This is a genomic window from Chryseolinea soli (assembly GCF_003589925.1).
Taxonomy (GTDB): Bacteria; Bacteroidota; Bacteroidia; order Cytophagales; family Cyclobacteriaceae; genus Chryseolinea; species Chryseolinea soli.
In genome coordinates this window covers 2,012,042-2,036,501 of the sequence record NZ_CP032382.1, presented here as the reverse complement: position 1 = coordinate 2,036,501, position 24,460 = coordinate 2,012,042, and the positions used below count along the sequence as shown (strand labels likewise).

The 24,460-nt window shown below is 50.6% G+C and carries 20 protein-coding genes; 7 read left to right on the top strand and 13 right to left on the bottom strand.

Going from position 1 to position 24,460, the window contains the following annotated elements; genetic code table 11:
- Nucleotides 1–152 precede the first annotated feature (152 nt).
- Complete coding sequence (locus D4L85_RS08780; protein WP_119758712.1) at nt 153–1,259, top strand: amidohydrolase family protein; 1,107 nt, start codon at nt 153–155, stop codon at nt 1,257–1,259.
- A 60-nt stretch (nt 1,260–1,319) separates the two neighbouring features.
- Here the strand turns inward: D4L85_RS08780 and D4L85_RS08775 are convergent, their stop codons facing one another.
- On the bottom strand, nt 1,320–2,054 hold the full coding sequence (locus D4L85_RS08775) for a hypothetical protein (RefSeq protein WP_119753970.1): 735 nt from the start codon (nt 2,052–2,054) through the stop codon (nt 1,320–1,322).
- Nucleotides 2,055–2,100: 46 nt separating this feature from the next.
- Between D4L85_RS08775 and D4L85_RS08770 the strand changes: the two genes are divergently transcribed.
- Nucleotides 2,101–2,688 (top strand): nitroreductase family protein, encoded by a 588-nt coding sequence (locus D4L85_RS08770; RefSeq protein ID WP_119753969.1) that lies wholly within the window; start codon nt 2,101–2,103, stop codon nt 2,686–2,688.
- A 219-nt stretch (nt 2,689–2,907) separates the two neighbouring features.
- On the top strand, nt 2,908–3,447 hold the full coding sequence (locus D4L85_RS08765) for a TlpA family protein disulfide reductase (RefSeq protein WP_119753968.1): 540 nt from the start codon (nt 2,908–2,910) through the stop codon (nt 3,445–3,447).
- An 87-nt stretch (nt 3,448–3,534) separates the two neighbouring features.
- On the opposite strand, the gene D4L85_RS08760 is transcribed toward D4L85_RS08765, so the two are convergent.
- Both D4L85_RS08760 and D4L85_RS08755 read right to left on the bottom strand, forming a co-directional pair.
- Entirely contained in the window at nt 3,535–4,065 is a 531-nt protein-coding gene (locus D4L85_RS08760; protein WP_160143617.1) for a hypothetical protein, read from the bottom strand.
- A gap of 31 nt (nt 4,066–4,096) precedes the next feature.
- Nucleotides 4,097–6,475 carry a GAF domain-containing protein gene (locus D4L85_RS08755; protein WP_119753966.1) on the bottom strand — a complete coding sequence of 793 codons (2,379 nt, stop codon included), beginning with the start codon at nt 6,473–6,475 and terminating at the stop codon, nt 4,097–4,099.
- 171 nt (nt 6,476–6,646) lie between these two features.
- Between D4L85_RS08755 and D4L85_RS08750 the strand changes: the two genes are divergently transcribed.
- Nucleotides 6,647–7,372: a hypothetical protein gene (locus D4L85_RS08750; protein WP_160143616.1), complete on the top strand. Its 726-nt coding sequence runs from the start codon at nt 6,647–6,649 to the stop codon at nt 7,370–7,372.
- Here the strand turns inward: D4L85_RS08750 and D4L85_RS08745 are convergent, their stop codons facing one another.
- Nucleotides 7,373–7,855: a TfoX/Sxy family protein gene (locus D4L85_RS08745; protein ID WP_228450827.1), complete on the bottom strand. Its 483-nt coding sequence runs from the start codon at nt 7,853–7,855 to the stop codon at nt 7,373–7,375.
- A gap of 332 nt (nt 7,856–8,187) precedes the next feature.
- Here D4L85_RS08745 and D4L85_RS08740 point away from each other — a divergent pair, with 332 nt between their 5' ends.
- Entirely contained in the window at nt 8,188–10,284 is a 2,097-nt protein-coding gene (locus D4L85_RS08740) for a TonB-dependent receptor plug domain-containing protein (RefSeq protein ID WP_119753963.1), read from the top strand.
- Between the two features lie 17 nt (nt 10,285–10,301).
- On the opposite strand, the gene D4L85_RS08735 is transcribed toward D4L85_RS08740, so the two are convergent.
- The 3 genes from D4L85_RS08735 to D4L85_RS08725 form a co-directional block, all read right to left on the bottom strand.
- On the bottom strand, nt 10,302–10,673 hold the full coding sequence (locus D4L85_RS08735) for a hypothetical protein (RefSeq protein ID WP_160143615.1): 372 nt from the start codon (nt 10,671–10,673) through the stop codon (nt 10,302–10,304).
- Between the two features lie 122 nt (nt 10,674–10,795).
- Nucleotides 10,796–11,806, bottom strand: a complete 1,011-nt coding sequence (locus D4L85_RS08730; protein WP_119753961.1) for a hypothetical protein — start codon at nt 11,804–11,806, stop codon at nt 10,796–10,798.
- A 53-nt stretch (nt 11,807–11,859) separates the two neighbouring features.
- Nucleotides 11,860–12,180: a Rieske (2Fe-2S) protein gene (locus tag D4L85_RS08725; RefSeq protein ID WP_119753960.1), complete on the bottom strand. Its 321-nt coding sequence runs from the start codon at nt 12,178–12,180 to the stop codon at nt 11,860–11,862.
- A gap of 67 nt (nt 12,181–12,247) precedes the next feature.
- Between D4L85_RS08725 and D4L85_RS08720 the strand changes: the two genes are divergently transcribed.
- Nucleotides 12,248–13,570 carry an amidohydrolase gene (locus D4L85_RS08720; RefSeq protein ID WP_119753959.1) on the top strand — a complete coding sequence of 441 codons (1,323 nt, stop codon included), beginning with the start codon at nt 12,248–12,250 and terminating at the stop codon, nt 13,568–13,570.
- A gap of 67 nt (nt 13,571–13,637) precedes the next feature.
- Here D4L85_RS08720 and D4L85_RS08715 read toward each other — a convergent pair whose 3' ends face one another.
- A complete protein-coding gene (locus D4L85_RS08715) occupies nt 13,638–14,141 on the bottom strand; it encodes a GNAT family N-acetyltransferase (RefSeq protein ID WP_119753958.1) in 504 nt (167 codons plus the stop codon).
- A 62-nt stretch (nt 14,142–14,203) separates the two neighbouring features.
- Between D4L85_RS08715 and D4L85_RS08710 the strand changes: the two genes are divergently transcribed.
- On the top strand, nt 14,204–16,564 hold the full coding sequence (locus tag D4L85_RS08710) for a S9 family peptidase (RefSeq protein WP_119753957.1): 2,361 nt from the start codon (nt 14,204–14,206) through the stop codon (nt 16,562–16,564).
- 64 nt (nt 16,565–16,628) lie between these two features.
- Here D4L85_RS08710 and D4L85_RS08705 read toward each other — a convergent pair whose 3' ends face one another.
- From D4L85_RS08705 to D4L85_RS08685, 5 genes are all read right to left on the bottom strand, one after another.
- A complete protein-coding gene (locus tag D4L85_RS08705) occupies nt 16,629–19,544 on the bottom strand; it encodes a DEAD/DEAH box helicase (RefSeq protein WP_160143614.1) in 2,916 nt (971 codons plus the stop codon).
- Between the two features lie 122 nt (nt 19,545–19,666).
- Nucleotides 19,667–21,028 (bottom strand): formimidoylglutamate deiminase, encoded by a 1,362-nt coding sequence (gene hutF, locus D4L85_RS08700; protein WP_119753955.1) that lies wholly within the window; start codon nt 21,026–21,028, stop codon nt 19,667–19,669.
- On the bottom strand, nt 21,015–21,839 hold the full coding sequence (locus D4L85_RS08695) for an N-formylglutamate amidohydrolase (RefSeq protein WP_119753954.1): 825 nt from the start codon (nt 21,837–21,839) through the stop codon (nt 21,015–21,017). The genes hutF and D4L85_RS08695 overlap by 14 nt, the downstream gene beginning before the upstream one ends.
- A gap of 57 nt (nt 21,840–21,896) precedes the next feature.
- Nucleotides 21,897–23,177, bottom strand: coding sequence for a glycoside hydrolase family 3 protein (locus D4L85_RS08690; protein ID WP_119753953.1), 1,281 nt, complete (start codon nt 23,175–23,177; stop codon nt 21,897–21,899).
- On the bottom strand, nt 23,164–24,459 hold the full coding sequence (locus tag D4L85_RS08685; RefSeq protein WP_119753952.1) for a D-alanyl-D-alanine carboxypeptidase/D-alanyl-D-alanine-endopeptidase: 1,296 nt from the start codon (nt 24,457–24,459) through the stop codon (nt 23,164–23,166). Before D4L85_RS08685 ends, D4L85_RS08690 begins: the two co-directional genes overlap by 14 nt.
- Nucleotide 24,460: the final 1 nt, after the last annotated feature.

Sequence of the window (24,460 nt, the reverse complement as noted above, 5' to 3'; positions counted from 1 at the left end):
ACCCCCAAGGTAAAAATAAAATCCGGCCCCTCCCGCATCACACGGCGAAATCGGTGGCCCTATACCTTAAATACGGTTTGGTCCGTCTGAAAAATTTTTATCCACGCTTTCGCGATTCCCGTTATCTTCAGGGCAACTTTTTTAGCATGAACATGAAAAGAATCTACATCGGCACCCTGGCCTTCCTGAGCGTGATCCAGGCCTGTGCGCAGGAAAGACCGTTAGACATGAAAATGGATTTTGAAGACTACGATCCGCCGTCGACGCTGGTGGTTCCGGAACATGTGCTCACCCGCGCCAAATATCCCTTCGTCGATGTGCACAACCATCAGTTCAACATGCCCACGCAGGACCTCAACGCCCTGCTCAAAGAAATGGACCAACTCAACATGGCCGTGATGGTGAACCTGAGCGGCCGCGGCCGGGGCAGCACCGAGCACCTGGATAAGTCGTTGGAGAACGTGAAGAAGACCAACCCCAAGCGCCTTATCGTTTTCACCAACATGGATTTTGCCGCGATCGATGATCCCGAGTGGCAGGGCCGCATGCTCAAACAACTGGAAGACGATGTGAAAAAAGGCGCCAACGGCTTGAAGATCTATAAAACGCTCGGGCTATTTGCCGTGGACAGCAAAGGCCGCCGCATCCACATCGACGACCCGCGCATCGATCCCATCTGGGACAAATGCGGTCAACTGGGTATCCCCGTGTTCATCCACAGCGCCGACCCCAAACAATTCTGGCAACCGATCGATAAGAATAACGAACGCTGGCTGGAGCTGAAACTTCATCCGGGCAGAAGACACGACGCCGACACCACATCGTGGGAAACCGTGATCGCCGAACAGCACCGCATGTTTAAAAAACATCCGAAGACAAAATTCATCAATGCCCATATGGGATGGTATGCCAACGATCTGAAAAAGCTTGGCGAGTTGTTGGATCAGATGCCCAACATGTATTGCGAGCTCGGTGCCGTGATCGCCGAGTTGGGCCGTCAACCGCGTGCAGGCCGCGCGTTCCTCATCAAATACCAGGATCGTGTCATGTTTGGCAAAGATTCGTGGGTACCCGAAGAATACTCCACCTATTTCCGCGTGCTCGAAACCGCCGACGATTATTTTCCATATCACAAGCGCTACCACGCCTTCTGGCGAATGTATGGCCTTGATCTTCCCGATGATGTGTTGAAAAAGATCTACTACAAGAACGCCATAAAAGTCGTTCCCAACATCGACGCCAGCTTGTTCCCGAAATAGTGGGTGTTAAGAAATTTGTGTTAAAAAAAATCGCCGCCCCTTTCGAGGCGGCGATTTTTTTTATTTCGTCGCGTCCGTAGCGGAATCTTTCTTCCATCCGCCGATGCGAAAACCGATTCCCGTCGACATCTGAAACCATCGGTAGTCGTAATATACCGAGGTGGTAGCCATCGAAACTCCGGCTTGAAAGCAAAAGAACATGTGATTGTCCATCAGGTTCACGCGGCCCATGAAGGCGGGTTCGACAAAAACTTTGTAATTGTTGCCCAGGTGAATGGGCTGTGTGATGGTGGCGTCCGTCGTAAATTCCGTGAAGTTGACCACCGAGATCCGCGGGATAATGGAAAAGTGAAAAACCTTCTTGTTATATCCGAAGCCGGGCTGAATAAAATAGCGTTCAAATTTTCCGGTGGACCGTGCCGATTGTGTTCCCCAGAATTCGTAGTTGTCATAGCTGGAGCCTTCTCCCTTTCCATAGCCGGCATATACTTCGTAGCACCAGTTGCCTTCGTTTTCATAATAGCCCAGGCCTGCTTCGAGAAGCTTGTGGCGATGATAGTCGTCGTCGTTGCTTGTATACGAAGTGTGGTCCGCATAGGAGTAATTGCCGATTACGCCGATGTGGTTGGTCACCGCAATGGCGGCTTGCGCATCGAGGCCGTTACCAAATTGCACCGAGCCTTGGAACTCTCCCGCCTTTCGAAACAAGGGAGAGTTGCGCATGTTGGGCACGTAGGTCGGAGCACAGGCGCTTATGGCGATCGTTATCGTGATGAAGAGTAGACATTTTTTCATGCTATAAAACGTTTTGATTCTTGTAAATTTATGAAAAAGAAAACAAATGAATATTGATCCCGATATTGTCAACGCGCTGATCAAAAAACGCCGTTCCGTGTTCCAGGCCCAATATAGCGGCGCTCGCGTGAACGACGCCATCGTTGAGCAAATGCTTTACAACGCCAACTGGGCGCCCACACACAAGTTCACGGAGCCTTGGCGCTTTGTGGTTTTCACCGGCCAAGGCATTCTGCAACTTGCGGTGTTTCAAGCCGAGCTCTACAAAAAGGTAACCACCGCCAACGGTACTTTTAATGAAGATAAATACCAAGGCCTGCTCAGCAAGCCTTTGCTTTCATCGCACATCATTGCCATCGGCATGAAGCGCGATGAAAAGAGAGCCGTGCCCGAGATCGAGGAAATCGGCGCCGTCTTTTGCGCCATCGAAAACATGTATCTCACCGCCACCGCCTATGGCGTGGGTGGATATCTTAGTACGGGAGGGGTTACGTATTTTGAAGAAGCAAAAACATTCTTCGGCTGGAGCGACGCCGATAAGCTGATCGGATTTTTTCACGTGGGTGTCCCCAAAGGACCTCTCCCCGAAGGAAAGCGAAAACCCGTTGCGGAGAAAATAAAATGGGTGCACTAAAATAGATTTCACCGCAATGGCGCTAAGACGCAAAGTAAATGCAACGTCTTTGCGCCAAACTTTGCGCGTCTGCGTCTTTGCGGTGAAAAACACGAAAGCTTCGCAACGCCATCCAACTGCGTCTTTTGCTTTACGTCTCGCAAAAAGCGTTGACCAAAGGAAGACAACCGTTCTTCTGGCGCGGTTTTCGTACCTTCAACTTCAAACCAAAACTACGTTATGAAAAAATTAGGCTTGTTGTTTATGGGGCTTCTTTTGTCCCTTTCTTCCTTTTCGCAGGTAACAGGTAAACTGTTCCCCGACATGGAAGCTGAAACCGTTGAAGATAAAAAAGTTAAACTCCCGCAAGATGTAAAAGGCAAATACACCTTGTTGGGATTGGCGTATTCAAAAAAATCGGAAGATGAACTGAACTCCTGGTTCCAACCCGTATTTGAAAAATTCATCCAAAAGAACAAAGGGCTTATGTCCAGCTTTGCCTATGATGTGAATGTTTATTTCGTTCCCATGTTCACCGGTGTGAACGCCGCCGCCACGGGCACCGCCAAACGCAAAGCCATAAAAAATGTCGATCCGCAACTCCTCCCCTACATTCTTTTCTATCGCGGCGAGCTAAAACCTTACAAGGAAGCGCTCGACTTTGAAAAGAAGGACATCCCCTATTTCTTCGTGCTGGATGCCGACGGAAAAATTATTCACGCAACCTCCGGAAAATTTACAACGGCAAAAATGGATGACGTGGAAGCTGTTCTGGAATAAGACTTTTTAATAGGTTTACTGATACTGACGACCCGATGGCGGGTCGTCTTTTTTTTATCCTGAAAATGAAGATGGTGCGTCGATGCGCTACGGATTCATCTTTTTCATGATGAGGGCCTGCTTGAAATAACCTTTCTTGATCAGCTTCATGAGTTTGCTCGCAGAGGGATTGATCTGATAAAGCTTCTCGCCTTTTATGACAACGGAATCGACGGTTGTTTCCTTGGTGAGATTCCTCAACAACTGGTTGAAATTTTTTTCGTCGGTATCCATCGAAAAATACGCCAGGTCACCATTGGGTTGCCGTTTCACCACACGCAAAAGCCATTCGGGATTTTCATTAATGCTCAAGAAATAATAGCCTTTGTAGTATTTCAAAACCAGGCTATCCCCCAATGGACTTTCCTTGCGGTCGCTCACCACGCGGTAACCGCTGGAAGTAATGATGAGGGTGTCTTTTGATGTTTCCTTGTCGTCCGACAGCACATACATGCCGTGAAGCTCTGCCGGCACGGTGGTGAGGATAGCTTTGCCCCGTGGCTGAGGCTCTTTGTACGAGATCTCCTTACAGGAAAAGATCGCTAGCAACAAGCCGCAAAGAAGTGGGAGCCTTTTCATAGACTCTCCGAAGGTAGCAAACAGGGCTCACTTAATGAAGCCTCAACGCATCTTCTATATCCTTCAGCAAATCGTCTTTTTGATGCGTAGCGGGCTCTTTTTCAGGGTCGGCCAGGTGAATGCGCAACGCCCGCAGGCCGGTGGCGCCAGGAAGCTCTTCCAACTCCAATTCCTCCACCTCGCCCGTGATCAACTTTTTACCGGCCAGGTAGTGGAAATAGCGGCGATATTCATCCTCCACTTTTGCCTGGTTATACACCACGGCAATCTTGCCGGGTTGCGTGAGACGTTCGCCTGTGTTTTTGATATGGGCCTTGTCGATACGCTTTTTCACGATCTCATAGCGGATATCGTAGGCGCCATCGACGTCGAATTGTTTTTCGTCGGCGCGGAAACGGATGGAGATCGGTTGGTCATATACCAACATCAACTGGGTGATGTCCAGGTTATTTTTCAAGCGGGGCTTCAGCGCTTCCATTTTGCGATGGATCTCTACCATGGTGACCAACTGCCACAGGTGAAAATTCTTCAGATAGAACGTGTCGAATGTTTTTCCTTTCACCAGCGAACTGCCAACGTACAGGGTGAATTCCACGCCATCGGTCTTATACTTTTCGAAGTAATGCGGAAACATTTCCTGCGCGCTCACTTCCGCTTCATCCAGGTGGTTACCGATGGTGCGGTTGATGAGGGCCAGGTCTTCTTCAAACGCCTTGCGTCGTTTATAAACCACACCAAACACAGGATCGAGGTGTGCGCGGTAGCGAACGATGTGCTTCTTTAATTCTCCGTCTTCTTCAAAATGCTGGATCAGGGGATGGATCTCCGTTTTCAGAAATTCGATCACGTTGCTTTCGTCGCCGGAGGCGAGGCCGCGATTTATTTTTTGTTGCTGCTCTTCGGTTTTGAAGATCACTTCCTCCACCAAGGGCAGTTTTTTCTGTTCGTAGATTTTTTGCAGCAGGTCTTTGGCCAGCTTCAGGTTTTGCTGGAAATCTTTTTGGATCGCGTTGTTGCGCTCGATCGATGAGTTGCGCACATCCGACAGACCGAACAACGGATACACATCCTTGAAAACAATTTCCTCCATGATCGCTTTGTCGTCGTGGCGGCGCTGGTTCATCAGCTTCACGCCGGCGTCGAAGAAGCGCCATTGCACGCTGGGGTGGATCGCCGTGCACTCTTCCTGGATCAGGGCCCGCACTTCGGTCGACATTTCTTCTTTGACCCGCTTCACGGCGGCGGTAAACATCGGCAACACGTTCTCCACTTTGTGGGCGCTGATCGGGTTGAGCTGTCCGGGTGTAGACGTGGCCAACTCCAACATGCCAATGGTTTCGCCTTCGTCGATGAGCGGCGCAAGCAAAATGTTGTTGATGCCATTCGCCAGCAACGATTCCTCTACCTTGGACGGGAACGGATATTCCCTCAAATTCTCTACGGTCACATAGCGTTTCTCGATCCAGCTTCTTTCATAGACCGAGCCCGTATAGTCGTCGCAGGGGCGATCGTCGGTGGGGCGATCGGCCAAACTCTTCCAGCATTGCGACGAGCCGTTGTTGAGGATGATGTTGTTGCTGGGGTCCATGTAGGCAATGCCCAGCTTCATTTCGGGGATACCAAAAAGCGAGCGCAATTTCTGCTGAATGGCCGAGAAGCTTTCTTCGCGTACCACAGCGTTCTTTTTCAGCAAATCGTATTTTATAGACGACAGCATTTCCTGCTCCGTCACATCGATCAGTCTCATTTCAATGAAACCCCAGAATTCGTAATCTTCCGGGCGGATGTATTGCAACCACAGGTCAACGTCGTAGATCTTTTCCATCAAAAACTTCAGCACATGTTTTTCGATGGGCTTGGGTGTGGTCTTGCAAATGATCTCGCAGAACTGGTGGCTGATCTCTATCTTATATACTTTTTCAAGACTGGTCTTCGGGTCGGGGATCGTGAACAGAATGGGTTTGTCCAGGTCGAGTTTGTAGCCGTAGAATTTTTCCAGGATCAGCAGACAGGCTTTCACGGTTTTGCCGAGGGTCATGTGGTTGTCCGGGAAATTGGTGACCACCATTTCTTCGATGCGCTTCATGTCGAGCGTTTTGTCGAAGGCACGGGTGCTATAGATGGATTTGAATTGGAACGGAAGAATGGCGGCGGCACGCTCGGTGTCCTGGTTTGCCGGGGGCAATACTGCCGACATCAGGAAGTTGATGAATGTTCGGTGTTTTTCGACAACGGCAAAATCTTCGATGGGTTGACGCAACTCTGGCGCATCATCCAGGTAGGCCATCATGTTCTTTGCAAAATCGGGTACGTTGCCTTGCGCGATGGTGCGCTCCCAATACTCGATGAGCAGCTTCAGACTGAGCTTGGAGTGAAAGGGAAATTGACCGTGGAGTGTAGAATGTTGCATAGGCGCTAAAAACAATATAATATAGTCGGTAGAACGATACTTTTGAAATCTGAGTTCTCTTATGAGTGACGTAAGTTTTATATTTTTAGTTTGGGATGGTACCTTATTTGCGGTATCGCGGGTTCCAACCTTTGCACAAGGGGCCGTGTCTATGGGTATGAAAAACAGAATATGAAAACGTGCGGTAAGCTTTTTGGTGTCATGTTATCGATTGTATTGGCGTCGTGCAGCCTGTCGAAAGACGAAGGCAGCATTTTGGTGTCGTCCTATAGCAACGACTTCGCCGTCTCTCAAGATGATTGGCAAGTCGATTTTTCGGACTTCCCTGCCGGCGAAGGCGATTCCACCTTTTATGAATTAAAATTTGCCTACACCGACCGCCCCGCGAGTACGGGCACCGGGAAATCTGTCATGCTGTCGGGCTTCAATCATAGCGATGACCTGTTCATGTTCATGAAGAAGAAACTCACCGGTCTCTCCCCCAACACGGACTACACGGTAGTGTTTGAGGTGGAGCTGGCCTCGAATGCCCCCAGCGGATACTCTGGCGTGGGCGGCTCGCCGGGTGAAGGCGTGTTTCTGAAGGCCGGCGCATCGGGTATGGAACCCAAAAAAGTGATCGAAAGCAATCAATATACTTTCAACCTCGACAAGGGCAATCAAAGCAACTCCGGCCTGATGGCCACCGTGCTGGGCAACATTGCCACCCCAGAGCAGTCTACAGAATATGCACTGATCACCCGCACCAATGCATCTGCCAATGCCGCCCCGTTTATCGCGCGCAGCAATGGCGATGGCGAGATTTGGTTGTTTGTGGGAACGGACTCAGGGTTTGAGGGCGTCACTACGGTGTACTACACGCGGGTGAACGTCGTTTTCAGCACCGTCGTAAAATAATCACGACTTCTTCTTTTTCAGGGTCTTTTTCGCTCCGATGGGTCGTTTCTTTTCGGGTGTGGCCTTTTTCGGAACCTTCTTCTTTTTCAACGCACTCTTTTTTGCAGGAGTTGCCTTCTTTTTTGATGCGGGCACTTTCCCCAGGCGAACATCGCCCTTCAAAATAAGACGACAGGCATGACTGACCTCTTCCTCAAAATCAGGCGCGTCTTCCGGCAAATTTTGCCAGCCGCTTTCTTTGCCACCAAACAAACGGATCGTGCGCATAGAAGGAAGTTCTTTTCTGAGGCTCTCGTGATGTTCGAACGTGGTGGCCAGCCAAACACCGTTGTCGTGGACCAGCGTGTCTTTTTTGCGCAGCATCATCACGATCTTATCTTTCACGTAGATCGCGTAACCGCCAAACATGGGCCGCGTGACGGGGTCGACCGGAAAGAGCTCGTCTAAAACAAAGTCGAAGGGGATGGTCTTTATCTTTTTCATGCTATCGTGAATTTTTCTGTTAGATGACATTGACCCCCGAAAATGTCGCTGCACAACCTATTTTCAATAAAAAATCTAAATAAAATCCGCTTTATAACGCACCGTTCATCCCAGACGATCCCCGGATGGATTTTTCGCGTTCGCTTAATTATCTCGTTTGCGAGGGCCTTTTAACCTACTTTTTAGTCGCTTGGGATCACCAAATTTTATTGGGTTGTTTGTACAACCCTGCTGATAATCAAGTGAGTGTAAGGTTGGCTGACCTTTTTGACAAACTGCCGCCGCGCGCCGCCCTACTTTTGTCCGCCCTTAATTAAACAAAAAACTCTTTTATGTCCCTTAAGTTTACCTTGCCACTCGCAGGCATGCTCCTGCTTGGTGTGTACGTTCCGTCCTATGCCCAGGAGCAGGAACCCACAGAAGAAGACCTTTATGAAATGTCGTTGGAGGACCTGATGAATGTTCCGATCAACTCAGCCTCCAAGAAAAACGAAACGTTGTTTGATGCTCCCCTCTCCAGCTATACCATCACCCGCGCCGATATCGACAAGGCGGGTTCCACCAGCATCATGGAGGCGCTGCGTCTGGCTCCTGGTGTGATCGTGCGCGAAGAAACCAACGGTGTCTATGACATTCACATCCGTGGATTTGACAACGTTCTTCGTCACAATACCGAATACCAAAAATCAAACCTGGCCACGCTGGTCATGATCGACAACCGCCCGGTGTTCAACAACAACCTGGGAGGAACGTCCTGGGAAGCGCTGCCGGTAGACATCAACGACGTCGATCGCATCGAAGTCGTTCGTGGTCCTTCTTCGCCGTTGTTTGGTCCCAATGCCGTAACAGGTGTGATCAACATCATTACCAAAAGAGCGAACAAGGATGCCAAGACGTATGCTAACGCCTCTGTTCAGGCAGCAACGCCCTCTACATTCATTGCCAATGGTTCGTTTGGAAAAAAGGTAAGCGAAAAGTTCAATTATACGCTTTCGACGAATTATCAAAATCGCAAGCGCTTCGATGACCTGTATTACAATGACAACACGCAGGAGTTCGTTCCCATTCAAACGCTCACCAGCAATTCTGAAAAACAATATCCTCACCCCGATCGCGCCCTGAACAAATGGGGAGCAAACGCTTTCCTGAACTACAAGACCAGCGAGAAAGTTTCGTTCGACCTCACGCTTGGCTTGCAGGAATCCGACGTTCAAAAGAACTTTATCGGTGGTAACAACACGCCGTTCACTTTCAATACGTCACAAAGCCAGTACGCCAATCTTGCAGCTCATCTTTACGGCTTGCATGTGCGCACGTCGGTCATCAAAGGTACCGATGACCTGAATTATGGCACGTCACCCGGCAAATACGACTATGTTACCACCAACGCAGAAGCGGAGTATGAATTCAAGATTGGCAGCGTGGCCACGATCGTTCCCGGTATCAACTACCAGAATGCAAACTACAACGACAAGGATTACTTCAACGCACAAACCGGCGCTTACCTGAACGGCGAGACGGTGATCATCAACACCACGTCGGGTTACTTGCGCACCGATATCAAGCCTGTGAAGGACCTTCGCGTGATCGCCGCTGTTCGCGTCGACAAATTCTCCGTGCCCAACGACGCTTATTTGGCCTATGAATTTGCCGCCACGTATAGTCTGAACGCAAACAACCTGATCCGTGCGGCCGTGACCCGGTCCAACAGCGGCTCTTTTATTGGTAACAACTATTTGAACATACAGATACCTGTACAGGTTGCTCCCGGCGTAACGGTTAATGCTTCGCGCGTGGGTAACCAGGATCTTAATCTTTTCCGCATCAGCATGATCGAGTTGGGCTATCGCACGCAATTCTCGAAGACCCTGCAACTCGACATTGATGTGTTCCAGCAAAAAGCAGAGAACTTTTCGGCCATCATCACTACGAGCGCCATCACATCGGGCTTCGCGAATGTGCCCACGGTGGCAAAGCAAACCGGTGCCACGCTGTCGCTCAATGTTGTTCCGACTGCAAAATGGCAAATCAAACCCTTTGTCACCTATCAAAAGACAACAACAGAAGACTTGCCGGCCAGCTACACAGCGACCACTACGTATAGCGACAGCGACCACAAGAGCACGCCTGCGGTATACGGTGGATATTTCGTGAACTTCAGGCCGAACAATAAATTCAATTTCAATTTGAATGGTTATTGCTTCTCTTCGCAACGCCAGTATGGCGGCGACAGTCCTTTAGACAACAGTGCGGTGGGGAACATTTCCGGTAAGGTGTTGGTGAACTTGAAGGCAGCCTATAACATCACGCAGAAGTTCAACGTGTTTGTGAATGGACGCAACATTCTGAATAGCCATGCGCGGGAATATTATGGCACCGATCAGATCGGTGGGGTGTATGCTGTGGGTGCGGCTTTTCATCTTAACTAAAAAACAATTATCCTAAACTAAGCCGAGGCTGCTCTTTGTGGGGCAGCCTCTTTTGTTTTGAAAGATATTGCCTTCCGCGACACCTCTTCGAGATGGTGTTGGCCATAGCGTTCCAGGTATTCCACCAGAAACATGAAGGGATAGTAGCGTTCATTTTCTTTTTGTTGGCGCAAGCGCAGGGCAATGGCATCGATCATTTTTGCGGCGGCGGGAAATTCTTTGGGGAGAGCCTCGTGCAAGGCCATGGTCACCTGGTGCGTGCGTTGCTTTAGGGCGAGGTCCGGCCACTCGGTGTTGAAGATGCGGAAGATGAAGCGGCGCTCGTTGAACTGGGGGATCACTTCGTGGAGCACACGGCAGAGGCGGTCAAAGAATTCGGGGGTGTACATTTTCCTTTTGGGTTAGGGTGATGCGTTGCTTTGGTGTGAAGTAACGATCCACCCGTGTCAGCCCTATGTCAGGAGGAAAAAGAAAATTTTCGGTTTCGTAAAGTCCCCGGAAAACGCGACGATCAATTGTTGATGCGGAGCTCGGCTTTCATGCCGCGGATCTGGTTGAGGAGGGCTTGTTGCCAGGTGATGTCCGCGTCCCATTTGGTGCCAAAGAAGGCGTTTCCAGAGTCGATGTGTTTGAAGTAGAATTTGAAGATGGTGGTGTTGGAGGGGATATTCTTTAGCTGTTGCGTTGTTTCGGGGTACGTCACGGAAACCAGGGCGCTTTCGGATTTGCTCATGTCATAGCCCAGAAGCTCTTTGGCCACGGAGCCGCGGGCGTGCACCACGCAGAGCACATAGAGCAGTCCCTGTTTGCGCATCTCTTTTTCCGTGAGATTGGGCTCGGTCATTTTAAATTTTAACGGGTAGTTAGCCGTGAAGATGGCCTCCAGTTCTGCATCGATGGCTGCATCGCCCGTTTTTTGTACGGAGAGGGGGTCGACCTTGAGATCGGGGGCATAGAATTCATTTCGCTTGCCCAGGATGGGATTGATGGCGAGGCCCGTTTCGGGCGTGTCGTTGATGAGCAGGTTTTGTTTTTTCTGTTGAGTGGCCGCCGTCCGATAGAGGGCTTTCAAAGCTTCCAGCAAGACACTGTTGGATTCCGACCATGCGGCTTGACCAGGGTCGACGACGGTTTCTTTCTCGTTGAAGGCCGTCACGGTGACGCGGTAGTTGGTTTCGTCGCGTTCCACAAACACGATGTTGGTCATTTCGCGTTTCGTGAAATAATCGGCGAAAGCCTTTGTGATGTCTTTGCTGGCCATGAGCATGTCCAGCTCAAAATAGGCAACGCCGTCAACACCGGTACGCTGCAGCATTTGCTGTACATCGAGGAGATTTTTTTCCGTCAGGGAGTAATCATAGAAAACAACGCTCCGGGTGCTCAACAGTTTTGCGGGCAAACCCGCTTTCAGGTTCATTTGCTCGATCCATTCTTTTGGCGTCACCACGCGTTGGGCAATAGCGGGCGCGGAAAGCAGGAAAGTGATGAGGCTAAAAAAAAGTATCCTTGTGGGTCGATGCATGTTCGGTTGGCCAGTCAATGTATTTGGAAACGAAAATACGGATTAATCTATTTTCACATACCGATAAAAAAACCACCCTCATCCCATTTCAACGGATAGGTGGCCAGATCGCGGCAAGACGAGTCACAGGCTTTGCCGTTGTCGAGGGCAAAACGGTAGTTGTGCCAGGGGCAGACGATCTCACCCAGGTAGTTCACTTGTCCTTTGCTGAGCGATTCGCCGTTGTGGGTGCAGGCGTCCTGAACGGCAAAGAATTTTCCGCCGTGTCGCGCCAGGCAAATGCGGCGACCATTCACCACCAGCAGGCGCGGCTTATCTTCTTTTAACTGCTCCCGGGCGATGTCTTCTCCAGCAAATATTTTGATCCACTCCATACATTATCGGTTTGTCTGGTTGGCTTTAATCTCTATATTGTTTCCTTCGTTAATCATACAAAAACCTATGAAGAAAGTTTTTTTCTGCCTCATGGGCAGCCTCATCGTGTTTGCATCGATTGCGCAGGTAAACCCTAAGCTGCAAGCTAAAATAGATGAACAAGCCAAACAACTTGAGCCCAAAGTTATTGAGTGGCGCCGCCACTTTCACCAATACCCGGAGCTGTCGGACCAGGAAGTGAAGACCGCCGCTTATGTAGCCGAGCACCTGAAAAAGCTGGGCATCGAAGTACAAACCGGTGTGGCCAAGACCGGCGTAGTGGGCCTGTTGAAGGGCGGTAAACCTGGGCCGGTCATTGCCTTGCGGGCGGACATGGACGCATTGCCGGTCATTGAACGCAATAGCCTTCCCTTTGCCTCCAAAGAAAAAGCCATGCTCAACGGCACCGAAGTCGGCGTGATGCATGCTTGCGGACACGATACGCATGTGGCCATACTCATGGCCGTGGCCGAGATCCTTGCCAAAAACAAAAATGATCTGAAAGGTACCGTCAAATTTATTTTCCAGCCTGCCGAAGAAGGTTCGCTGCCGGGTCTCACGGGCGGTGCCAACCTGATGGTCCAGGAAGGTGTGCTCGAAAATCCGAAAGTGGATGTGGTGTTCGGGATGCACATTCAATCGATCTCTCCCCTGGGAAGAATCACATATCGCCCCGCCGGGATGATGGCAGCGTCGGATTGGTTTTATATCAATATTAAAGGCAGACAATCACACGGTGCAGCACCCTGGATGGGTATCGATCCCATCGTGGTGGGATCGCAGATTATTTTAGGGCTGCAAACCATCGTCAGCCGTCAAACCGAATTGACGAAAGAAGCCGCGGTGATCACGGTGGGAAAATTTCAAGCGGGTGTTCGCGAAAATATCATTCCCGAAGAAGCCCAACTGGCCGGCACCATCCGCACCTTGGATGAAGACATGCAGAAAAAGATCCACGAAAAAATCAGACTGACCGCCACCAAAATTGCCGAGAGCGCAGGCGCTACAGCCGAGGTGACGATCGAAAACAAAACGCCGGTTACCTACAATGACATTCCGCTCACCGAGCGCATGGTGGCCAGCTTGCAAAAGGCGGCCGGTGCCGAAAATGTGGCGCGTATCAATGCCGTGACCGGAGCGGAAGATTTTGCATTCTATCAAAAGAAAGTGCCCGGATTCTTTTTCTTCGTCGGGGCTATGCCTCCGGATCAGGATCCCAGCAAAGTGCCTGCTCACCACACACCCGATTTCATGATCGACGAACGCGGCATGCTCACCGGGTTGAAAGCCATGCTGGATGTTACGTTGGATTATATGTACATGCCCGCCAGCGTGTCGTCTAAAAAATAATTAAACCATAACATAAAAAGTCGGACGCAGTACATTCCTTGCGTCCGACTTTTTTATTTGTTACCCGTCAAGCGATCTGCCTGGCCTTCAAATCCAGTTGATAAAACGTATCGCAAGCAAAGTGTCCCGTATTCCCCAAGGGCCCCGGAATTTTAACAAACCCATTCCTTTCATAGAGTTTCATGGCGCTCTTCATGGTGTTGAAGGTCTCCAGATAACAGTATCGGAAATCCGATCGTCCCGCCGCCAGCAAACACGCTTCCAACACCCGCTGGCCCAACCCAAGTCCGCGGCCTGAAGAAAGGAAATACATCTTCTTTAATTCGCAGGTATCTTCCTCGCCACCGGCCAGGGGCGCGATGCCTCCCCCGCCAACAACGACCCCATCCACTTCACAAACAAAGTAAGCCGTTCGCAGCTGCGAATAGGCGGCGGCCATGTTGTCCACCTCGTTGTCGTGGATGGCAAAGCCTGCGCCGCCCGCGCCAAACTCGGGCATGACCGTTCGTATAACAGAAGCCATGGCTTGGTTGTCTTTCGGGGTAATGGGGCGGATGATGACGTGTGACATTCCTGTAAAAATTAGACTTGAAAATATTCCTTTACAGTATCTTGTCAAAAATATTTTTCTTCATGTACCGCCTAACCTGCCTGACCTTGCTCCTCTGGAGTGCACTCTGCACGCATGCCCAATCCGTGCTGGACAAACTAACCGTTGAAAAAATAATGCGTGATCCCAAGTGGATCGGGGTGTCGCCCAGTAACGTTTCCTGGTCGCCCGACAGCAAGACCGTTTACTTTAACTGGAACCCGGAAAACGCGATCGCCGACTCCCTGTATTCAGTAACCCTCCAAAACCCTACACCGGTGATGGTTCCTGCCAAGGCGCAGATGACCCTGCCCTCGCGCAATGGGATCTTCAACAAGGCCTACACCGTTTATGTCTATGAAAAGAACGGCGATGTTTTTCTCTATACTGTCGCCACCGCCAAGATCGCGCAGATCTCCAATACCGTGCAGCGGGAATCGTCTCCTGCTTTTTCGGGCGATGAAAAAAAGATCCTGTTCAATGCAGGCCCCAACCTCTTTAGCTGGACGATCGCCACTGGTGAATTTGCCCAGCTCACTGACTTCAAGGAAGGCAAGAAAAGCACCCCATCCTATACCGACCAAGATAAGTGGTTGCATCAAGATCAACTCGCCTACTTCGATGTGCTGAGGGAACGCGACCGCAAGCAACAGCTCACTCAAAAAAATCAAAAGGCCACACAGCCGAAGCGACCCAAGAAGATCTACCTCGACGACAAGTCTGCGGATCTATTGATGTTGAGCCCGGATGAAAAATTTATCACCTATCGCGTGTCAAAAACATCCGGTCCCAAAAGCACGATCGTACCGAACTACGTGACGGTGTCCGGCTTTACGGAAGAAATTTTCTCGCGCCCCAAAGTGGGTGCGCCGGTGAGCAGCAGTGAGTTTTATATATACGACATCGCCCATGATACCACGCAACTTGTGAAAATGGATGCGCTGCCGGGGATAGCGGACACGCTGGAGTACACAAAAGATTATCCTTCCAAAAAGACATCCGACGCTGACAAAAAAGCCAAGGCTATGCCACGGCCGGTCACTGTGGGCAACGCCCTGTGGTCGGAGGATGGAAAATATTGTGTGGTGACCATAAACTCCCTCGACTTCAAAGATCGTTGGATCACTTTGCTTGATCCTGCCACCCAAAAGCTGACCACCTTGAGTCATCAACACGACGAAGCCTGGATCAGTGGCAACGGCTTTGGCAACCTCGGCATGGGCTGGCTGGCCGACAACAAGCAACTGTGGTACACCTCTGAAGAGACCGGCTTTCTACACCTCTACACGATCGACGTTGCCACGGGCACCAAAAAGGCACTCACCAGTGGTGCCTTCGAAGTGCAACAAGTGTGGCTCTCGGCCAGTAAGAAATTGTTTTACGTCGTAACGAATGAAGTACATCCCGGTGAAAAACAACTCTATCGCTTGCCCGTGACTGGTGGAAAAACCGAGCGACTGACAACCCTCACCGGCTCACATGAAATTTTTCTTTCACCCGACGAGAAGAACATTGCCTTCCGCTATTCCTACAGCAACAAACCGTGGGAGCTTTTCATCATGGAGAACAAGCCGGGTGCAAAACAGCGACAGATCACCCAGTCCCTTTCGAGCGAATTTAAATCTTATCCGTGGCGCGAGCCTGAGTTGATCACCGTCAAAGCGCGCGACTCCAAAGACATTTATGCGCGCCTGTATAAGCCAAAAACCCCCAACGGCGCGGCCGTCATCTTTGTGCACGGCGCGGGCTATCTTCAAAATGCCCACAGGTGGTGGAGCAGCTATTACCGTGAATACATGTTCCACAATTTACTGGCCGATCTGGGCTACACGGTGTTGGATATGGACTACCGCGCCAGTGCCGGTTATGGACGCGACTGGCGGACCGGCATCTATCGCCACATGGGTGGAAAAGATCTGACCGACAACCTCGATGGCGCGAGGTACCTGGTTGATCAACACCAGATCGATCCCAAGCGAATAGGTATCTATGGAGGCTCCTATGGTGGCTTCATCACGCTCATGGCCATGTTCACCACGCCCGATGTGTTTGCCGCCGGCGCGGCATTGCGGCCCGTCACCGACTGGGCGCACTACAATCATCCCTACACCGGCAGCATTCTCAACATCCCGCAAAGCGATAGCATCGCCTATGCAAAAAGTTCGCCGCTGTATCATGCGCAGGGGCTGAAGGGCGCGTTGCTGATCTGCCACGGCATGGTCGATGTGAACGTTCATTTCCAGGATGCCGTGCGTTTGTCGCAGCGTCTTATCGAACTAGGGAAAGACAATTGGGAACTCGCCGTTTATCCCATGGAAGATCATGGGTTTGTGGAAGCCAGCAGTTGGACCGATGAGTACAAGCGTATTTTGAAATTGTTCGAGAAGAATTTGAAGGCGAAGTAAATCCGCCTTTACATCATAAGAAAGAGATGAGATTCGATGTCTCATCTCTTTTTTTTATCCTGCCTTAGCCGAACAAGAATTCCACATCCTCGCGGGAGAGATTTTTTACAAAGCCGGAATCTTCCTGGATCAGATCGTCGGCCAACATTTTCTTGCGTTCCTGGAGCTGAAGAATTTTTTCCTCCACGGTGTCCTTGCAGATCATTTTGTAAGCAAACACTTTCCGTGTTTGCCCAATGCGGTGTGCGCGGTCGATGGCTTGTTGTTCAGACGCGGGATTCCACCAGGGATCAACGAGATAGACGTAGTCGGCCACGGTGAGGTTAAGACCAACACCACCGGCCTTAAGCGAGATGAGGAACGCTTTGATCGTGCTGTCGGACTGAAATTTCTCCACTTGTTCTCTGCGGTTGTTTAGCGAGGTGCTTCCATCCAGGTAGCAATAAGAAATGCCCGCCGCTTCAAATTCGTCGCGGATCAGGTGGAGCATTTCGGTGAACTGCGAGAAGACCAGGAATTTATGATCTCCGGCGTTCTCTCGCATTTCGCGCGTCAGTTCTTCGATCTTCACGGAGGGCTTCACCGGCTCTTCCGATTTTTCAACCAATGCGGGGTGATCGCAGATCTGCCGGAGTCTCAGCAAACCTTCCAAAACATATACGCCCGATTTACCCAATCCATCCTCATCAATTCGCTTCATGAGGGTGCTCTTGTAGCGATCGCGATAGTCGTTGTAGGTGCGGCGTTGCTCGGCTTCCATGGTGCACCAGAGCACCATCACGGTTTTGTCGGGCAAGTCCTTCGCCACTTGTTCTTTGGTGCGACGGAGGGTGAACGGGTTGATGAGTTTTCTTAAGTAAGCTGTTTTTTCTTTGCTGCCCAGTTTGTCGATGGGAATGGCAAACTCACGGTTAAAGAATTCGCGTGTGCCCAACAGGCCAGGGTTTAGAAAATTGAATTGAGCAAAGAGATCCGACGTGTTGTTTTGAATGGGCGTTCCACTCAAAATAACGCGGTTCACGGCCTGCAACTGGATCACGGCTTTTGTGACGCGGGCATCCGGATTTTTTATGGCCTGGCTTTCGTCCAGGATGATGTATTGCCATAAGAACCCGGTCAGATCCTCGAGGTCGTTGCGCACGACACCGTAGGTGGTCAGCACCACGTCGTAGTCGGCAAAATGTGTTTCGGTGAAACTCCGCTGCAAACCGTAGTGCGTGTGAAATTTTATGCTGGGACAAAATTTTTGCAATTCATTTTCCCAGTTAAAGATCAACGATGTGGGACACACGACCAGTTGGGTGCTGCCGGGATATTTTTCTTTTACAAACTGCAAAAAGGAAATGGTCTGCAGCGTTTTCCCCAACCCCATGTCGTCGGCCAGACAGCCGCCCCAACCCAACTCGTCGAGCGCCTGCAACCAGTGAAAGCCCGATTGCTGGTAGGGTCGCAACGACGCTTTTATTTCTGTGGACAACGCCACTTTTTGAATGTCGTCGTATTTCAGGAGTTTCTCCTTGCGGGCTTCGATGTCCTGTTGAACGGTGTTGTCGTCTATTTTATCCAGGATGTCTTCCAGCAGCGTGTAGTGGAGCTTGCTCACCTTCAGCGTGCCGTTTTCTTCTGTTCCCGTGCGCAACAGCAGGCTGTATTGACTGATCCATTCTTCCGGAATATGCCCCAACGTTCCGTCTTCCAGCATGATCGTGTCCTGCCGGTTTAGGATGGCGTGACGGATCTCTTTCAGGCTCACCATATGCTCTCCCCACTGGATGGTCACTTTCAAATCGAAACCGTCGGGCTGTGAAGATGCCGAAATGGTAAACTTCGGAATATGCGTGGTGTATCTGAATTTCTGCAGCTCATGCAAGCCATGGACGCCATAGCCTTGGTCCTGCACTTTGCGCATCATGGTGATGAACCACCCGCGTTTCATCACTTCATCAAAAGGAAGATAGTAGTAAAGGTTGTTGCGCTGGTTCTTGAAAGAGTTGTGAAGCGTGCGCAAATATTCATAGAGCGTCTTCTCCTGTTCCTTGTTGCGGCGAATGATCTTGATGGCCTCGCCCTCTTCGGTCACCACGAAACGTTCTTCGCTATAGTCAATAGGCGTTTCGGCATAGAGGAATTGCGGGCGGATCATCAGGTTGCTCTCGTTCAATTCGCTGAGAAAAACACCCGGTTGCTGTTCCGGGGTGGTGATCGCGATGTTCAATTTATCGTCGATGGCCACGGGATATTTATCCAGCCACGGGATAATGTATTTGGAGACCACTTCCTTTTTAATAGACAACGGGAATGAAAGCGCTCCTTTCTTGAACGTGTCGATCCACGCCAGCGTTTGCGCATCGGGAGGCAGGTAGAGCAAGCCTTCCTTTTCCAACAAAAAGCCACCCAACAGGTTGAGAGGCGATACGCGACCATCCAAAGCCAACACGAGGTTCAAGACGATGGTGTCGCCTTTGCGATCGGCCGTGAACCGTATAGCCACATCGTTGCCAAGCTTGACAAACTGTTGCTGATTGTTGTTGAAGCGTCCGGCTTTCAGAACAAATAGATTCGGCCAGGCATTTAGCGCCGGCCAAAGTTTTTCCAGCAAATCGCGGTAGTGTTTGCGCAGGTTCACCAGCTCTTTGGCCGAAACATGGGCCCACGTGCCTGAATGATTCCGGATGAAACGGTTGCCTGTGTTGGTCATCCAATCCAGGAGGCGGTCATCCGAAAAAGCCAGGAAGTCTTTGTATAGCGTGTCCTCCAGCGGTTGCAAGTAGGCAAGCGCGCGTTCCGATTGCAGGGAAATTCTTTTGTATTCGGTGTAGGGTCCCCTTTTAAAAAGGAGCACCGGCTCCAGATCAAAGCGCGTGGATTTTCCGGAAGCAAAGTTGAATAAAAAACCAATCTCGTAGTCGATCACCGTGCCCGCGGGGAGCGCCGGGCGCACCGCTGGTTTGGGTTGATCAAACGCATCGTCAAAAAGCATTCTCCGTCGTTTCGTGTGGGTGGCAAATATAACAATATGCGGGTGTGCCGGGAAGACTTCCGGGAAAACCAACCGTCGCATTTACCGTATCGCGCGCCAGGATGAAAAAGTACGGTGTTGAACTAAAAAGAAAGGTTTTTCATGGCTTCGCGAAAGGGAGCGCGGATGCTCTCTTGCTGCAAATGGACGTGATTTTTCACACGCCATTTCCCGTTCACCAGGGTGCCCAAAATGGCTGATGCATCGCAGGTGTATAAAATGGACGGCAGCATTTGATCCAATCGTCGCTCCAGGAAGGGATTCCCCGCATCGAAGACCGCCGCATCAAACGGAGCGTTTATCTCAAAGAAATCTTTTAGGGGTGACGTGGTCATGGCGCGGCGGCCACCGTCCAGCGTTTTGATCATTAGTTTGGTGGCGCCGTCGTCAAACGTGTTGCGTTGGTGGGTGGTGAGCCGTTGGGCATAGTCCATCCAGCGCAGGTCTTCCAGCGGGTTTAGGCTGATGTGGCTATCGGTACCAATGGACCAGTTTCCTCCCGCGCGCGCGTAGTCGGTCAATCTGAAAATGCCATCTCCCAAGTTTCCTTCCGTGCCGGGGCATAGCACTACCTGCGCGCCAGACTTCGCCAATGTCAAAACTTCCTCATTGTTCATGTGGGTGCAGTGAACGATGTGGAAGCGTTCATTCAACGGAAGATTTTCCGTGAGCCACTGCACGGGTCGCTTTTTCAGATAGGCTTCACAATCGGAAACTTCCTTGCGTTGTTCCGCGGCGTGAAGATGGAAGGGAATATGAGTAGGGCCGTCTTTGAAAGTGTTGATCACATCCTCCGCATTCACGGCGCGAAGCGAATGCACGCCAAACCCGAGCTTGGCATTTTCGTCGTTCTTTACGGCGGCCGCCGAATCGTCGAGCAGGTGAAGGTAGTCGTCGAGTGTCGCTGAAATAAAACGCCGCTGTCGGGGTTGAGGTGGTTCTCCGAAATTTCCTTTTTGATAAAACACCGGCACCAGCGTTATTTTAATGCCCGCAGTCTTTGCCGCGGCAATCAGTCGCTCGCCGGTTTCGGCCCAATTCGCATAGGGCTTTCCGGAGGGATCGTGGTGCAGATAGTGAAATTCCGCCACGCTCGTATATCCTTTGCGAAGCATTTCTGCGTAAAGCATTGCCGCCACGGCTTCAATCTGTGCCGGGTCAAGGCTCAGGGCACATTTGTACATCGCTTCGCGCCAGCTCCAGAAATCGTCGCGCGATCCGGGTTCATGTTTCTCGGCCATGCCGGCCATCGCAAATTGAAAGGCGTGCGAGTGCGCATTTTGAAAACCCGGCAAGGCATAACCATTCACGGTTTCAAAAGCAACGACCTCTGCGGGGGGTTGCTCCGACAAATGCTGAATCCGTCCCGCGTCATCCACACCCACATAGGCGGGAGAAAGCCAACCTTTGCTCAACAACAAACCTTTGAATTTATAATACTTCATGTGCCTTTTTCGGTTGAAGATAGTCGGCCAATGTTGTCAATGTCTTCTTTAACAACGTTCGCATTTCGGTGGCGCGTTCGTTGTGATACGATCGTTCGGTGTCGTCCATGTACCTGATCTTGCTCATCTCCAACTGTAGTGCATGTTGATTCTCCAGGGGCTTTCCGTTGCTTCGCGTGATGTATCCACCTTTAAATGGAAAATTGTGACTTACCGAATACTTCGCGGATCCCAATTGTTTATAAGCCAGGTCAATGAGCGCCGGCGCAGCAGCAGCACCGTCGGCGTCGCCGAGAATGAGGTCGGGGAATTTTTCTTTATAGATGGTTTGGACGTATTGCCGGATGGAGTGACAATCCCACAACAACACTTTCCCAAACGTTGATTTCAATTCCTGCAACTGTCGTTGAAGCGCCTGATGATAGGGCCAAAAATAAGTTTGCAGTCTTCTTTCCGTTTCTGCTGCATCTACTTCCTGTCTTTGATCCTTATAAAGTGGTTCACCCAAAAAATTCGTCGTGGGGCAAAGGCCGGTGATGATCCGTCCGTCGGTGTAGAGCGGTTTGTTATGGGGATCGCGATTGAGATCGATCACCCACCGGCTGTACACGGCCGTGATCATGGTAATGCCCAACGACGGCGCGAAATCGTAAAGTTTATTCACAAACCAATCCGTATCATCCGGCGCCTCGATGAAGTCGGCGCGGTATTGTTCTTTCAACTCTGCGGGAAAGGCAGTGCCACAATGCGGCACGCTCACCAGGATCGGAACGAGTGGGGCCGTGGCCGGATGAATGATGAACGGTTCCATGTTTCTTTTTAAAAAATAACCATACTGTTTCGTTTCTGTTTCAAACGAACCCTGACATCAAGATTTTTTGCGTTTCTTTTTCTTTGAAGAGCTTGCTTGTTCTGCTTCCTGTTTACCTTCTTGTTTGCCCTTCTGATACATGGCTTCGGCGTTTTGCTTGCCCAGATTTTTCTCGGCTTCCAGCGCAACGTTTGCCTTTTCCACCTGCTGCTGATAGTATGCGGCACGATCGCCCTGGCTCAGTTGTTTTTTTAGTTTTATGACGCGGCGGTAGCTTTCTTCAATTCTTTCACGCTTGATGTCGCCTTTTTCCACCATACTGCGAATGATGGAATGCACTTTGTTAACGGTGCGCTCATCGCTCCCTGAAATGTTATTGGAAAACGTCATGATGTCAACGCCTCCGTTCACGGCCAGCTTGATGGCATCTTCCAGCCCATAGTGTTTGGTGATAGCGTGCATCTGCATGTCGTCTGTGAAAATGACACCGTCAAAATTCAGACGCTGGCGTAGCACACCGGTTAGGATATCGGCGGAAAGTGTGCCGGGGTTGCCGGCCTTGTCCAGCTTTTTATTCACAATGTGCGAGGTCATCACGGCGTCGGCATAGCCGGAGTCGATCAGGATCTGGTAAGGCTTCAGTTCGCGTTCTTCCCATGTGTTGGTCACATCGGCAATGCCAAGGTGCGTGTCGTCTTTGGAGCTGCCGTGGCCGGGAAAATGTTTCAGCGACGTCAGCACGCCATAGCGGTGGTGCATTTTTATAAATTCTTTTGCCATCAACGCCACGGAATCTTCATTGGCAGAAAATGCGCGGCCATATTTGGCAATGATGGGATTGTCGGGATTGGACGCCAGGTCCACGACCGGTGCAAAGTTGATGTTGATTCCCAACCCCGCCAACGTAGAGGCTGTAGCTTCCCCATAAAACCGCACCGAATCCAGCGAAGGCGATTTGCCCATAGCCCAGGCCGTAATAGAACGGGGGAATCCATATTTATCCTTGAGCCGGTTCACCCGTCCGCCTTCCTGGTCGATGCCGATAAACAGTGGATAAGGAGAAGCTTTCTGATAGGTCCAGATAATTTTCTTCAGCTCGACAAACGAGTTCTTTGCCGGAATATTCTTCTCAAACAAAATGATAGAACCGACCATCCCGCGGCGCACTTCATCCAGCACTTTCTCGTCGACGGCCGGTCCCGGAAAGCCGATGAGGATCATTTGCCCGATCTTGATATCGAGGCTGTCGGGCGTTTGTGCCGGCGACAGGGTTCGGCCCAGCAACAAAAGTGAGCAGCAAAAAATGGTTTTGAAGATCGGGAGGTTAGTAGTTCTCATAAATTAAATTCAAGATAGTCTGCATATTTTTTCGCACTTCGCTGGAAGCCACCGTGTAGTCGCTGTTCATAAACGAGAAGATCACGGTCTTTCCCCGCTTCGTCACCAGGAAACCGCTCAGGCAATGATTGTTGCTTAGCGAACCTGTTTTTCCAAAAACATAAGGCTTGTCGGCCTTGTACCAATTGCGCAGCGTGCCGGGCTTGCCGCCGGTGGCCAGCATCGGAAAGAGTCTTTCGCGCGGCACCTTGGCGTAGATTTTCTCCCACAGCTGCACAACCAGGTGTGGCGTGAATAAATTATAACGCGAAAGTCCCGAACCATCGACCCACTCGGGTTCGTTTGACAGATCACTCAGCGCATTTTTTTTCATATAGCGGATCGCGATCTCCGGCTGCAAGCTATCGCTGATCACGCCCGCACTCATCAACAACAGCTGCTCGGCAATGAAATTGTCGCTTTGCTGCATCATGACCCGGTAAACGCTGTCGACGGGCATGCTATACAGCACACGCGCATCTTTGTTGAGGGCCTTGTTCACCGTGGTTACCGTTCTTTTCAAGGTGTCGGTCAAGAGTCTCGACACCAGGTCGGCGTCTGCGCGAAAAGGAATGTCGTCTTCGAATGTTCCTTTTGGAGAGGGGTAAAATTTAAAATCGTTGCTCTCTACTTTCCGGATCACTTTGGTTTCTTCCTCCACATCGCCCGTGGTAAAGTTATTTTTGAAAAAGGGCGGTTGAAGATCGAGGCGATTGTTTTTCGATTTCACCGACACCAGGTTGCCATAGACGGGAAACGAAAAACGTTCGGCAGAATACGCGCTGTTGTAATCGTCCCACGCCCATCCCGAACCAAAGGTGGTGGTGTAAAAATTTGATCCTGAAAAATAGAGGTTCTTGCCGGACTGCTTTAAGAAGTTGAAGACCCGGCCGTTGTCGAAAACATTTTTATAAAGGAACGATGGATCGCCCGTGCCCCAAAAAATAAGCGAGTCCGCGGTTTCCACATAACGCAACGCGGGTAGTGAGTCGCCCAGCAGGGTCAGGCTGGTATAGAAGGTGAAGATCTTTGTGTTGGAGGCCGGCGTGAAATATTTGTCCGCATTAAAGGCGTACACGCTCTTTTTTTGTTCCAGGTCATAGAGCATGAATCCCGTATGGTCGTGAAAGTTTGCTTCCGTGCTGTGAAACAACTGGTCAAGTTTGCGCGGGGCCAGCGGCGAGCAGGAGAAAAAAAATCCCATGGCCCCAATCATCAACACATAGCGCTGGAAGGTTCGCATG